Raw genomic sequence first — 13,336 nt, forward strand, 5'->3', positions numbered from 1 at the left:
GCAAAGGAGATCCACCATGAAGTTTACGCGTACCCTACTCGCCTCCGCGCTCGTCGCGCTGTTGGCGGCATGCAGCAACGGCGCGCAGGATTCCGCGCAGGACGCCCAGAAGTCCGCTGATACGGCTCAGCAGGCTGCTGATACCGCGCAGCAGGCTGCTGCGCAGGCTCCGACCACGGAAGCGGTGCAGGCTGCTGATCAGGCCAACACCGCGGCTGACGCTGCCGGTCAGGCGGCTACGCAGGCCCAGCAGGCTGCCAGCGCTGCTTCCACCGCGGCCGGCAACGTTGCTGACCAGGCGAAGGACGCCGCTTCGAACGCTGCCGACCAGGCCGACAAGGCTGCCGACGCTGCGAAAGACGCTGCCAGCACCGCGAAAGACGCTGCAGAAGACGCCAAGAAGGGTAATTGATCCCTGGCTGGTTTCCGAAAAAACGGCCGCCTTGTGCGGCCGTTTTTTTTTGCCCGTCATTCGGCACGCACCACCGGTCGAAACGATGAGTGAGTCAATTGGTTGAAACCACCGCCACGGCTATCATCGGGGATCGACCACGCCAATACCCGGCAAAATCCATGGACCTGTCAGCATGAGTGTCATCGCCTCGCAGATCGACCTTCGTTCCCCTGATTACCAGGCAGCCCATGCGCGCCTGCAAGCACTGGTGAACGACCTGCGCGACCAACTGGCCCACGCGGGCAACGGTGGTGGCGAAAAGGCCCGCGACAAGCACACCGCACGCGGCAAGCTGCTGCCACGCGAGCGGATCCGCGCCCTGCTCGATCCGGGCTCGCCGTTCCTCGAACTGTCGCCGCTGGCCGCTCACGGCATGTACGACAACGCAGCACCGGCAGCGGGGCTGATCACCGGCATCGGTCGCGTCAACGGGCTGGAAGTGGTCGTGGTCGCCAACGACGCCACGGTCAAGGGCGGCACCTATTTCCCGATGACGGTGAAAAAGCATCTGCGGGCGCAGGAAGTGGCGTTGGAAAATCGCCTGCCCTGCGTCTACCTGGTCGATTCCGGCGGCGCCTTTCTGCCATTGCAGGACGAAGTGTTTCCCGACAAGGAGCATTTTGGCCGCATCTTCTACAACCAGGCACGGATGTCTGCGCTGAACATTCCCCAGATCGCGGTGGTGATGGGCTCGTGCACGGCCGGCGGCGCCTATGTGCCGGCGATGAGCGACGAAACCATCATCGTGCGCGACGAGGGCACCATCTTCCTGGGCGGTCCGCCGCTGGTGAAAGCGGCCACTGGCGAAGTGGTGGATGCGCAGACCCTGGGCGGTGCAGACGTCCATACGTCCATCTCCGGCGTGGCCGACCATTACGCCGAGAACGACGCGCATGCGTTGTCGATCGCCCGTGACATCGTCGCCAGCCTCAACCGGGTCAAGTCCATGCCGTTGGCGCTTCGGGCGCCGGTGGAACCGAAATATCCCGCCGAAGAGCTCTACGGCGTGATTCCGGAAGACACCCGGCGCCCGTTCGACATCCGCGAAGTGATCGCGCGCATCGTCGACGGTTCCGAACTGCACGAATTCAAGGCGCGCTACGGCAAGACCCTGGTTTGCGGCTTCGCGCATATCCACGGCTATCCCGTCGGCATCATCGCCAACAACGGCATCCTGTTCGCCGAGAGCGCGCTCAAGGGCGCGCACTTCATCGAACTGTGCAACCAGCGCAACGTGCCGCTGGTGTTCCTGCAGAACATCACCGGCTTCATGGTCGGCAAGAAATACGAGCAGGCCGGCATCGCGAAAGATGGCGCGAAGATGGTTACCGCCGTGGCCTGCTCGCACGTGCCCAAATTCACCGTAGTGATCGGTGGCAGTTTCGGCGCCGGCAACTACGCCATGTGCGGCCGCGCCTTCGGCGCGCGTTTCCTGTGGACATGGCCGAACGCGCGCATCTCGGTGATGGGTGGCGAGCAGGCCGCATCGGTGCTGGCCACGGTCAAGCGCGACGGCATCGAGGCGCGTGGCGGCGAATGGCCGGCCGCCGAGGAAGAGGCGTTCAAGGCGCCGATCCGCGAGCAGTACGAGCGCCAGGGCCATCCCTATTACGCCAGTGCGCGGCTGTGGGATGACGGCATCATCGATCCGGCCGACACCCGTCGCGTACTGGGCCTGGCAATCTCCGCGTCTATGAACGCGCCGATCGAACCGCAGCGCTACGGCGTGTTCCGGATGTAAGCCGCGCGCAGGTGCGCTGACTGGCCGGCGCAGCTACTGCGCGGGTTGGCCCAGGCCGTCCGGCGGCGCGTGCTTTGCGACCGCTGCACCAGCATGCCCGCGCGCCCACCGCGCACCAGCCCAGAGCAGCAGCAAGGTCGACGCGAAGAACAGCATCTGCATGCCCGCCGGTTGCGCGTCGTAACCCACCAGGACATGCGCGGCCTGCCCCGGCAACGAACCATTGGCGAGCAGCCACGAGCTGTCCCACAACCGGTAACCCAGGGCCGGCACGATGTTCGCCTGGATCAGATAACGCGCCGCCGTGGATGCCAGGCCCGCGGCCAGCAACACCAGCATCGCGTTGGTGGCGCTGAAGAAATGCCGCAGGGGAATGCGCAGCAATCCGGCGTACAGCGCGTAACCCAGGGCCGCACCGGCGACCACGCCGACCGACAAACCTGCCCACAAGTGGTCCGCACCACCGGCGCGCATGCCGAACAGGAACAGCACGATCTCCGAACCCTCGCGCAGCACCGCCAACGCCACCACCGCAAGCAGCATCACCATCGAACTGGCACCCGCTTTCACGGCGCTGCCCATGGCCTGCATCTGCCGGCTCAGCTCGCGGCCGTGGCTGGACATCCACACCACATGCCAGCCGATCATCAATACGGCGGCCAGCAACACGCCCGCGTTGAAAACCTCCTGGCCCGCGCCACTCACCGCTGCGGCGAGCCAGTCAGCCGACCAGGCGACAAACGCCGCGCCGACCACGCCCAGCGCAATGCCGCCGCCGATGAACAAGCCGCGCTGACGCACGCCGCGAGTGGCCGCAGCCACCACGCTGACGATCAGCGCCGCTTCCAGCACCTCGCGAAAAACCAGCAATGCGATAGCCCACATGCGCCCTACTCCACGATCAACGTGCCCTGTGCGGTGGGCTGATGGAAGTCACCAAAAAAGTGGTAGCGGCCGGCTTTCAACGGGCCCACGAAAAGTGTGGCGCTGCTTTTCGGCATGACGATCTTCTCGGCCGGAAAATCGTTGCTCTCGAACTCCTCCGGCGAGGGATCCTTGTTGATCACTTCCAGTTTCACTCGCGTGTCGGCCGGAATGTGCAACTCCGTGGGCTGGTAGCGGTGGTCCTGCAGCACCAGCGTGTAATCCTTCGACTCGGCAGCCACGGCAAGCCCCGAGGTGGCGATCGACAGCAACACCCCAAACGCGATGGATCCTGTGTATTTCACGACGATGTCCGACGACCTTGATCAGCTAATGATAATCATTCTCACAAATGAGCTCAAGCGGAACACGGGTACATCGGCAAGAAGGGCTCGATTTTCAGCCTAGCGCCGAGGCCTGAATTCCAGCGGCTGTGGTTCGACCTGCGCACCGGCTGGCGGCTTGGGCCCGCAGGCGCCGCAGGTGGCGCAACCGTCGCTGCAATCGCCGGTGGCTTCCTTAGGCTTCAGCCGGCGCCCGAACGCACGTACCCAGGCCGGCCGATCTTTCTGGTTGAAGCGGATGGACCCCGCCGCCAGCCAGCGGTTGGTGAGCTTGGGCGCCAGCTTGCGCAACACGATGAACACGCTGGCCAGCACGATCAGCCCCACGATCACGTATTGCAGCCCCATGCTCATGCCAGCGCGCTCGCTACCTGGTAAACGACGAAAGACGCCGCGTACGCCAGCACGAACATGTAGCCGAACGAGATGGCCACGTTGCGCCAGGAGTCGGTTTCACGGCGGATCACCGCCAGCGTCGACATGCACTGCGGCGCATACGCAAACCACACCAACAGCGACAGCGCGCTGGCCAGCGAAATCTGCCCCGCCAACGCCTGGCCCAGGCCGCTCGCCTCGCCGCCGACCAGGTACACCGTGGCCAGCGCCGCGACCGCCGTTTCGCGCGCGGCGAAAGCCGGGATCAGCGCCAGGCTGATCTGCCAGTTGAAACCGATCGGTGCGAACACGTAATGCAAGGCGCGCCCGATATAGCCAGCGAAGCTGTACTCGATGGCCGGCCCCGTGGCGCCCGCCGGCGGCGACGGGAAGGTGGAGATGAACCACATCAGGATGGTCAGGCCCAGGATCACGCCGGTCAGGCGCTTCATGAAAATCGCGCCGCGCTCGTACAGGCCGATCGCCACATCGCGCACCTTGGGCAACCGATACGACGGCAGCTCCATCAGCAACGCGTGCTCGCTCTTGTCGCGACGGATGTGCTTCATCACCCAACCCACCGCCATCGCGCCCAGGATGCCGGCCAGGTACAACGCAAACAGCACCACGCCCTGCAGGTTGAACACGCCGAACACGCGACGGGTGGGTATGAACGCGCCGATCAACAGCGCATACACCGGCAACCGCGCCGAGCAGGTCATCAACGGCGCGATCAGGATGGTCGCCAGGCGGTCGCGCGGGTCCTGGATGCTGCGCGTGCCCATGATGCCGGGAATGGCGCAGGCAAAGCTCGACAGCAGCGGAATGAACGAGCGTCCGGTCAACCCCACCGACAGCATCAGCCGATCGAGCAGGAACGCGGCGCGCGGCAGGTAGCCCGACTCCTCCAGCACGATGATGAACAGGAATAGGACCAGGATCTCGGGCAGGAAACCCAGCACCGTGCCGATGCCGCCGAACAGGCCGTCGGTCACCAGACTCTGTAGCGGCCCGGCCGGCATCAGCGCGGCGGCCTGCGCGCCCATCCAGCCGAAACCGTCGCCGATCAGGTCGGTCATCGGCTTGCCGATCGAGTACACCGCCTGGAACACCAGGAACATCACCACGGCCAAAATCATCAGGCCGAATACGGAGTGCAGCGTCCAGCGGTCCAGCGCATCGTCGATGACGGCCGTGGCGCGCGGCATCGTCACCGTCGCCGCCAACAGTTCGCGTACTTGCGCATGCAGATCGGCGCGACTGGCCGCATCGTCCGCTTGCACCGGCGCGGCGGCGGGCACCTCGCCATCCACGCGTTCGATCAACGCCTTGGCGCCGCCGCGCTTCACCGCGATGGTTTCCACCACCGGCAGGCCGAGCCGTTCCTGCAATTGCGGCACGTCAATGACGATGCCGCGCTGGCGCGCGGTGTCCATCATGTTCAACGCCAGCACCACCGGCCGGCCCAGCCGCTTCACCTCCAGCACGAAGCGCAGGTGCAGGCGCAGGTTGGTGGCATCGGCCACGCAGACGATCAGGTCCGGTGGCGTCTCGCCCGGGTAATTGCCGGCGCAGACGTCGCGGGTGATCTGCTCGTCCGGGCTGTTGGCCTCGAAACTGTAGGTGCCGGGCAGATCCAGCAATTGCAGCACCCGGCCGGACGGCGCGGTAAAGCGGCCTTCCTTGCGCTCCACCGTGACGCCGGCGTAATTGGCCACCTTCTGGCGGCCACCAGTGAGCTGGTTGAACAACGCCGTCTTGCCACAGTTCGGGTTGCCGACCAGCGCGATCTTCAGCGTGGAAGCACTCACGCGGCGACCTCGACACGCACGCTGACCCGGGCCGCTTCGGCGCGACGCAGCGCAAAGCGGGTGGAGCCGATCTGGATCAACAACGGATCGCCGCCCATCGGGCCGATCGCCACCACCCGCAACGGCTCGCCATCGACAAAGCCCAGGTCGCGTAAACGTTGTGCAATCGGGTCGGACGCGTGCGCATCATCCACGCGGTCGACGACGGCGGGAGATCCCTTGGGCAGCTCGGAAAGGCGCACGGCTTTTCTCAAATAAGAATTGTTCGCATTGTATCCCCTCACGTGGCCGGTTGCACCGCACGACACGGTCATCCGCGGGCAGCGTTTATGATGCGGTTCTTTGCCGGATGCACTCATGACCGACTCGATCCTCAGCGAACGGCGCGACGGCATCTGCTGGCTCACGCTGAACCGGCCGCAGGTCCACAACGCGTTCGACGACGCGCTGATCGCCGCGCTCACCCTCGCCCTCGAACAGGCCGGTGCCGATCCGGCCGTGCGCGCCGTGGTGCTGAGCGGCAACGGCAGCTGTTTCTCCGCCGGCGCCGACCTCAACTGGATGCGCGGCATGGCCAGCGCCAGCGAGGCGGAGAACCACGCCGATTCCCTGCGCCTGGCCCGCCTCATGCGCACGCTGCAATACCTGCCCAAACCCACCGTGGCACGGGTCAACGGCGCCGCTTATGGCGGTGGCGTGGGGTTGGTGGCTTGCTGCGACATCGCCATCGGCGTGGACGGCAGCAAGTTCGCCCTGTCCGAGGTGAAGCTGGGTCTGGTGCCGGCGGTCATCTCGCCGTATGTCGTCGCCGCCATCGGCCTGCGCCAGGCACGGCGGCTGTTCATCACCGGCGAAGTGTTCGACGCCGCCACGGCGGCCCGCATCGGCCTGCTTCACGCCAGCGTGCCGGCGGGTGAACTCGACGAAGCCATCGCACGCCAGCTGCATCTGCTGGGCAAGGCAGGCCCGAACGCCCAGCACGAAGCCAAGCAACTGGCGCTGCGCATCGGTGGCGCGGACGCGGCGCAGGCCGAGCGCATCGATGAAGAGAATGCGGCGCTGATCGCCCGCCTGCGCGTTTCCGAGGAAGGCCAGCATGGGCTCGCCGCTTTCCTCGACAAGCGCGCACCGGCATGGGTGGGCGGCCTCTGAAGCGATGGCCAAGCCGTGCAGTCGTTGGCCGCCGAAAGCCTGCTCGGCGAACCGCTTGACGGGCATTTCCATGCTGCGCCGCGCATCGGTTGCCATGCGCCTATCTGTTAGCGTTACAAGCTTTGCACCACCATCAAACGGTTGCAGGAATACCCCATGTTCGAACGCGTCCTGATTGCCAACCGCGGTGAGATTGCCTGCCGCGTGATCCGCACCTGCCGGCGCCTGGGCATCCACACCATCGCGGTGTATTCGGAAGCGGATCGCGATGCCCAGCACGTGCGCCTGGCCGACGAAGCCTGGCCGATCGGCGGGCCGCGCCCGGCCGAGTCGTACCTGCGCGGCGATGTCATTCTCGAGGTGGCGAAAAAATCCGGCGCGCAGGCGGTTCATCCCGGCTACGGCTTTCTTTCCGAAAACACCGGTTTCGCCCGCGCCTGCACCGACGCCGGCATTGTCTTCATCGGCCCGAAACCCGAAAGCATCGACGCGATGGGCTCCAAGGCCGCGGCCAAGGCGCTGATGGAGAAACACGCGGTGCCGCTGGTGCCGGGTTATCACGGCGAAAACCAGGATGCGGCATTCCTTGCGGGGCAGGCGCAAAAAACCGGCTTCCCGCTGATGATCAAGGCCGCCTCCGGCGGCGGCGGCAAGGGCATGCGGATCGTGCGCGATGCGGCGGAATTCGCCGATGCGCTGGCCTCGGCGCAGCGCGAGGCGACGAGTGCGTTCGGCGATGCGCGGGTGATCCTGGAGCGCTACGTCGAGCACCCGCGACACATCGAGTTCCAGGTCTTCGGCGACACCCACGGCCAGGTGATCCACCTCAACGAGCGCGAGTGCTCGGCGCAGCGCCGCTACCAGAAAGTGCTGGAGGAAACGCCCTGCCCGTCGCTCGACGACGCCACCCGCCAGGCCATGGGCCAGGCCGCGGTGGCGGCGGCAAAAGCGGTGGACTACGTGGGCGCCGGCACGGTGGAGTTCATCGTGGCGCGGCGGGCCGATGGCAGCCCGGGCGAGTTCTTTTTCATGGAGATGAATACACGGCTGCAGGTCGAGCATCCGGTCACCGAGATGACGCTGGGGCTGGACCTGGTCGAATGGCAATTGCGCGTGGCCGCGGGCCAGCCGCTGCCGTTGCAGCAGGATCAGGTGCGCGCCCACGGCCACGCGATCGAAGTGCGGCTGTACGCGGAAGACCCGGACCAGAATTTCCTGCCCGGCTCCGGCAAGCTGCAGACGCTGCGCCTGCCCGAGCCGTCGCCGCATGTGCGCCTGGATGGCGGCGTGGTCGAAGGCGACACGGTGACGATCTTCTACGATCCGATGATCGCCAAGCTGATCGTGTTCGATGTCACTCGTGCGAAAGCGCTGCAGCGATTGCGCGAAGCGCTGGCGGCCAGCGAGATCATCGGCCCCAAGTCAAACATCGGTTTTCTGGAGCGGCTGGCACGGCATCCGGCCATCACCGAAGGGCGCATCGACACCGGCTATCTGGATCGCCACCTGGATGAATTCGTGGTGGGCGACGCGGCGGCAGGCGACCGCGTGTTGTTCGCCGCCGCCACCGCCGCCTTGCTGCATGACGAAGCGCATGTGGACAGCGCACCCGCCGACCCGCATTCGCCCTGGGCGCGCGCCGACGCCTGGCGCATCGGCCATGCCGGCAAACGGATCATCGCCTTGACCTGGCGCGAGCAACGCCACGACATCGAAGCCCATGGCGACGGCGGCGACTATCGCCTGCGTCATGGCGAGGCCGTCTGCGACGTGCGCGGCGCGCGGCTGCTGGAAAACGCGCTGAGCGCGCGCTTCGACGGCGAGGCGCAGCGCCTGCCGCTGCGAGCCGATGCACGGCACGTCCTGCTGCATGACGCCGACGGCCAGCGCTACAGCTTCACCCGCGCCGTGGCGTTCGCCTGGGAAGCCAGCGATGCGGCCGGCGGCAACCAGGTGATCGCGCCGATGCCCGGCCGCATCGTGCTGGTGAAGGCGCAGGCAGGCGATCAGGTCGAGCAGGGCCAGGATCTGCTGGTGATGGAGGCGATGAAGATGGAGCTGGCCTTGAAGGCGCCGCGCGCTGGCACCATCGAAAGCGTGAGCGCATCCCAAGGCGAATTCGTCGAGGCGGATGCGGTGCTGGTGAAATTCGCCGAAACATGAGCTGTAGGAGCGACTTCAGTCGCGATGCTCTTCGTAACGTAACGCATCGCGGCTGAAGCCGCTCCTGCATCAATCCGGAGCTTGCCATGACCTCTTCCGACCACGTACGCATCGTCGAAGTCGGCGCGCGCGACGGGCTGCAGAATGAAAAGACGCTGCTGCCGGCGGCGGTGAAGATCGAATTGATCGACCGGCTGTCGGATACTGGCTTGCAGACCATCGAGGCCACCAGTTTCGTCAGCCCGCAATGGGTGCCGCAGCTGGCCGACGCGGCGGAAGTGTTCGGCGGCATCCGCAAGAAACCGGGCGTGAGCTATCCGGTGCTGGTGCCCAACATGCAGGGCTACCAGCGCGCGCTGGCCGCCGGTGCCACCGACGTGGCCGTGTTCACGGCCGCTTCGGAGGCATTCAACCGCCGCAACATCAACGCCTCCATCGACGAATCCATCGAGCGTTTCGCGCCCGTGCTGGAGCAGGCGCGGGTCGATGGCGTGGGCGTGCGTGGCTACGTGTCCACCGTGTTGGGTTGCCCCTACCAGGGCGACGTGCCGGTGAGCGACGTGGTGCGCGTGGCGCAGCGTCTGCACCGGATGGGTTGCCATGAGATTTCGCTGGGCGACACCATCGGCGTGGGCACGCCGGCCAAGGCGCGGGCCATGCTGAAGGCGGTGGCCGGCGAGGTACCGATGGCGGCGCTGGCGGTGCATTTCCACGACACCTACGGCCAGGCGCTGGCCAATATCCTGGCCTGTCTGGAGGAAGGCGTGCGCGTGGTCGACAGCGCCGTGTCCGGCACGGGCGGTTGCCCCTACGCCAAGGGCGCCACCGGCAACGTGGCCAGCGAGGACGTGGTCTACATGCTGCACGGCATGGGGCTGGAAACCGGCATCGATCTCGACCTGCTGATCAACACCGGCGCGTGGCTGGCCACCCAACTCCACAAGGAAACCGCCAGCCGCGTGACCCGGGCGCGCACCGCCGCCGCCTGAGCTACCATCCTCCACCGCCACTGCGGCGACCCCACGCCATGACCGACACTTTCCTGATCCGCCCGATCCAACCCGACGACGACGCGGCCATGGCCGCGATCATCCGCGCCGTGATGCCCGAGTTCGGCGCCGACGGCCCCGGCTTCGCCATCAACGATGCCGAGGTGGACACGATGTACACCTCCTACGCACAGCCGCGCAGCAGCTATTTCGTGGTCGAGCGCGACGGCGTGGTGATCGGTGGCGGTGGTGTCGCGCCGCTGCAGAACGCCGAGCCGGATGTGTGCGAACTGCGCAAGATGTACTTCCTGCCCACCGCGCGCGGCATCGGCGCCGGCAGCGCGATGATCCAGCGCTGCCTCGACGCGGCCCGCGCGCATGGCTTCAAACGCTGCTATCTGGAAACCCTGACTGGCATGGATGCCGCGCAAGTGTTGTACAAGCGCAGCGGTTTCACCCCGCTATGCGCGCCGCTCGGTGGCACCGGCCATTTCGGCTGCGACCGCTACTTCATCCGCGACCTGTGAGCGCGACGATGCCCGACCACGATCCCTGCATCCCTGCGCGAAAGGCCGTCACCCGATGATCCGCATTGCCCGCGACGGGGATGCCGCCGCCATCCACGCCATCTATGCGCCGTCCGTCACCGACGGCGTGGCCACCTTCGAAACCGAACTGCCCGGCGTGGATGCCATGGCCGGGCGCATCCGGGCCAAATTGCAGCATTACCCATGGCTGGTATGGGAAGAGGCCGGCGACGTGCTCGCCTATGCCTACGCCGGACGTTTCCGCGAGCGCGCTGCCTACGACTGGATCGCCGAAACCTCGATCTATGTGCACGGCAATGCGCAGCGGCGTGGCATTGCGCGACGGTTGTACGGCGTGCTGCTGGAGGTGATGCGTGAACAGGGCATCACCCAGGCTGTGGGCGTGATCACCCTGCCCGGCACGGTCAGCGTGGCGATGCACGAAGCCATGGGGTTCACCCCGGCCGGCGTGTGGCGCCAGAGCGGCTACAAGCTGGGCCAATGGTGGGACGTGGGCGTGTGGCAGAAGGAGCTGCAACCGGCGACAAACCCGCCCCGGCCGGTCACGCCATTTCCCCAGCTTGCGCCCGCAACGTTGCGGACATGGCTGGGTCACGGCGACGACGCGCTCGGTTAAGATGGCGGCCTTTCCCACTGGGGACGGCTCATGCAGCTCAATCAGGTCAAGGCAATCATCACCGGCGGCGCTTCCGGGCTCGGCCTGGCGGTGGCGCGGCAACTGGTCGCCAGCGGCGGCAAGGTAACGCTGTTCGACGTCAACGACGCCAACGGCCAGGCCGCCGCCAGCGAACTGGGCGACGCCGCACGTTTCCTGCGCACCGATGTCACCTCCGAAGATGGCGTGGCCACCAACGCCGCCGCCGCGCACCACGCGATGGGCGGGCTGAACGTGGTGATGAACTGCGCCGGCATCCTGGGCGCCGGCCGCGTGCTGGGCAAACAGGGCGCGATGCCGCTGGCCAATTTCTCCGGCACCGTCATGGTGAACCTGGTCGGCAGCTTCAATGTCGCCAAGGCCGGCGCCGCGCTGATGCAGCACAACGACGCGGGCGAGGATGGCGAGCGCGGCGTGATCATCAACACCGCCAGCGTCGCCGCCTACGAGGGCCAGATCGGACAGGCTGCCTACTCCGCCTCCAAGGGTGGCGTGGTGGGCATGACCTTGCCGATGGCGCGTGAACTGGCCCGCTTCGGCATCCGCGTCGCCACCATCGCCCCCGGCATCTTCTGGACGCCGATGGTCGACGGCATGTCGGACGAGGTACAGGCTTCGCTGAGTGCGTCGATCCCGTTCCCCGCCCGCCTGGGTCAGCCTGACGAATTCGCCAACACCGTGGCCTTCATCCTGGGCAATCGCTATATCAATGGCGAGACGATCAGGCTGGACGGGGCGGTGAGGTTGCAGCCCAAGTGAGGGAATCGGGAATAGGGAATGGGGAATAGGAAAAGCCGGCTCCCCACCCTTTCCGCTTCCTTCGTTGTGAACAGATTGTCCGATTCCCCATTCCCGATTCTCCATTCCCGGTCGAACCCATGAAAGCTTCCGATACCAAGAAAGGCAACGTCGTCGAGCACGAAGGCACCGTGTACCAGGTGCGCGACATCGAGCGCAGCTCGCCCAGCGCGCGGGGTGGCAATGTCACCTATCGCTTCACCTTGTACTCGATCCCGGGCGGGCGCAAATACGACCTCAGCCTGCGCGCCGACGACGACATCAGGGAAATGGATCTGGTGCGCCGCGCGGCGAATTTCTCGTACATGGACGACGGCGCGTTCGTCTTCATGGATGCCGAGGATTACACCCAGTACCCGCTGTCGCCCGAGCTGGTCGGCGACAACGCCGGCTACATCGTCGAAGGCATCGAGGGCTACTACGTGCAGCTGATCGACGACGCGCCGGTGGGCCTGCAGGTACCCAGCAGCGTGATCCTCACCGTGGTCGACACCGCGCCCGAAATGAAAGGCTCCAGCGCCACCAAGCGCAACAAGCCGGCAAGCCTTTCGACCGGCATCGAGATCCAGGTGCCCGAGTACATCGCCAACGGCGAGAAAGTCTGGGTCAACACCCTGACCGGCGAATTCAGTGGTCGAGCCTGACGCGTTTGCGGAATGCCCAAAGGCATTCCGCGCGTCAGGCTCGGGCGAGGCAGGAGCCGAGCGGCAGCGCTCCATGGATGGCTGCTTGCCTCAGCTTACCAACGCGTTTGCGGAATGCCCAAAGGCATTCCACGCGTCAGGCTCGGGCGAGGCAGGAGCCGAGCGGTAGCGCTCCATGGATGGCTGCTTGCCTCAGCTCACCAACGCGTTTGCGGAATGCCCAAAGGCATTCCGCGTCAGGCTCGGGCGAGGCAGGAAGCCGAGCGGTAGCGCTCCATGGATGGCTGCTTGCCTCAGCTCACCAACGCGTTTGTGGAATGCCCAAAGGCATTCCGCGTCAGGCTCGGGCGAGGCAGGAAGCCGAGCGGCAGCGCTCCATGGACGGCTGCTTGCCTCAGCTCACCAACGCGTTTGCGGAATGCCCAAAGGCATTCCGCGCGTCAGGCTCGGGCGAGGCAGGAGCCGAGCGGCAGCGCTCCATGGATGGCTGCTTGCCTCAGCCCGCTTCGCATGAAGTGAGCGACATTTCGCGCCCCAGGACCTCCAAAAACCACGTCATTCCAGCGAAAGCTGGAATCCAGTGACTTCCAGCCGCTGAAAGAGGCCCTGGATTCCGGCTTTCGCTGGAATAACGGGTCTGACGAGATTGTTCGCCCCCCATTGCGCGCATCAAGCGAAGACGGGACGGAAACCTGGCGCGACGTGCACCCAACCCGCCTCCACAACACCCAAAGCCTC

At 66.0% G+C, this 13,336-nt stretch carries 14 protein-coding genes; 9 read left to right on the top strand and 5 right to left on the bottom strand.

The features are described 5' to 3' along the window. Positions 1-16: 16 nt before the first annotated feature. Both ASD68_RS05630 and ASD68_RS05635 read left to right on the top strand, forming a co-directional pair. Positions 17-412, top strand: coding sequence for a hypothetical protein (locus ASD68_RS05630; protein WP_056604413.1), 396 nt, complete (start codon positions 17-19; stop codon positions 410-412). 175 nt (positions 413-587) lie between these two features. Then, complete coding sequence (locus tag ASD68_RS05635; protein WP_056604419.1) at positions 588-2,195, top strand: carboxyl transferase domain-containing protein; 1,608 nt, start codon at positions 588-590, stop codon at positions 2,193-2,195. 33 nt (positions 2,196-2,228) lie between these two features. On the opposite strand, the gene ASD68_RS05640 is transcribed toward ASD68_RS05635, so the two are convergent. From ASD68_RS05640 to ASD68_RS05660, 5 genes are all read right to left on the bottom strand, one after another. Further along, positions 2,229-3,080, bottom strand: coding sequence for an FTR1 family protein (locus tag ASD68_RS05640; protein WP_056604421.1), 852 nt, complete (start codon positions 3,078-3,080; stop codon positions 2,229-2,231). A gap of 5 nt (positions 3,081-3,085) precedes the next feature. After that, on the bottom strand, positions 3,086-3,424 hold the full coding sequence (locus ASD68_RS05645) for a cupredoxin domain-containing protein (RefSeq protein WP_056079872.1): 339 nt from the start codon (positions 3,422-3,424) through the stop codon (positions 3,086-3,088). Between the two features lie 99 nt (positions 3,425-3,523). After that, a complete protein-coding gene (locus tag ASD68_RS05650; RefSeq protein WP_056079875.1) occupies positions 3,524-3,817 on the bottom strand; it encodes a DUF6587 family protein in 294 nt (97 codons plus the stop codon). Then, entirely contained in the window at positions 3,814-5,649 is a 1,836-nt protein-coding gene (locus ASD68_RS05655) for a ferrous iron transporter B (RefSeq protein ID WP_056604424.1), read from the bottom strand. Before ASD68_RS05655 ends, ASD68_RS05650 begins: the two co-directional genes overlap by 4 nt. Further along, a complete protein-coding gene (locus tag ASD68_RS05660) occupies positions 5,646-5,891 on the bottom strand; it encodes a FeoA family protein (protein WP_007081932.1) in 246 nt (81 codons plus the stop codon). The genes ASD68_RS05655 and ASD68_RS05660 overlap by 4 nt, the downstream gene beginning before the upstream one ends. A 115-nt stretch (positions 5,892-6,006) precedes the next feature. On the opposite strand from ASD68_RS05660, the gene ASD68_RS05665 reads away from it, so the two are divergent. The 7 genes from ASD68_RS05665 (at position 6,007) to yeiP (ending at position 12,598) form a co-directional block, all read left to right on the top strand. Then, positions 6,007-6,801, top strand: coding sequence for an enoyl-CoA hydratase-related protein (locus ASD68_RS05665; protein WP_056604427.1), 795 nt, complete (start codon positions 6,007-6,009; stop codon positions 6,799-6,801). 156 nt (positions 6,802-6,957) lie between these two features. Beyond that, positions 6,958-8,964 (top strand): biotin carboxylase N-terminal domain-containing protein, encoded by a 2,007-nt coding sequence (locus tag ASD68_RS05670; protein WP_056604430.1) that lies wholly within the window; start codon positions 6,958-6,960, stop codon positions 8,962-8,964. A gap of 86 nt (positions 8,965-9,050) precedes the next feature. Continuing rightward, on the top strand, positions 9,051-9,953 hold the full coding sequence (locus ASD68_RS05675; RefSeq protein WP_056604432.1) for a hydroxymethylglutaryl-CoA lyase: 903 nt from the start codon (positions 9,051-9,053) through the stop codon (positions 9,951-9,953). Between the two features lie 38 nt (positions 9,954-9,991). Next, positions 9,992-10,480 carry a GNAT family N-acetyltransferase gene (locus ASD68_RS05680; protein WP_056079892.1) on the top strand — a complete coding sequence of 163 codons (489 nt, stop codon included), beginning with the start codon at positions 9,992-9,994 and terminating at the stop codon, positions 10,478-10,480. A gap of 55 nt (positions 10,481-10,535) precedes the next feature. Further along, a complete protein-coding gene (locus tag ASD68_RS05685) occupies positions 10,536-11,117 on the top strand; it encodes a GNAT family N-acetyltransferase (RefSeq protein ID WP_056079894.1) in 582 nt (193 codons plus the stop codon). Positions 11,118-11,147: 30 nt separating this feature from the next. Next, positions 11,148-11,915, top strand: a complete 768-nt coding sequence (locus ASD68_RS05690; RefSeq protein ID WP_056079897.1) for an SDR family NAD(P)-dependent oxidoreductase — start codon at positions 11,148-11,150, stop codon at positions 11,913-11,915. A 119-nt stretch (positions 11,916-12,034) separates the two neighbouring features. Next, complete coding sequence (gene yeiP / locus ASD68_RS05695) at positions 12,035-12,598, top strand: elongation factor P-like protein YeiP (protein WP_056079900.1); 564 nt, start codon at positions 12,035-12,037, stop codon at positions 12,596-12,598. Positions 12,599-13,336 lie beyond the last annotated feature (738 nt).

Origin of the sequence: Rhodanobacter sp. Root627 (assembly GCF_001427835.1) — a bacterium.
In the GTDB taxonomy this organism is placed as follows: domain Bacteria; phylum Pseudomonadota; class Gammaproteobacteria; order Xanthomonadales; family Rhodanobacteraceae; genus Rhodanobacter; species Rhodanobacter ginsenosidimutans.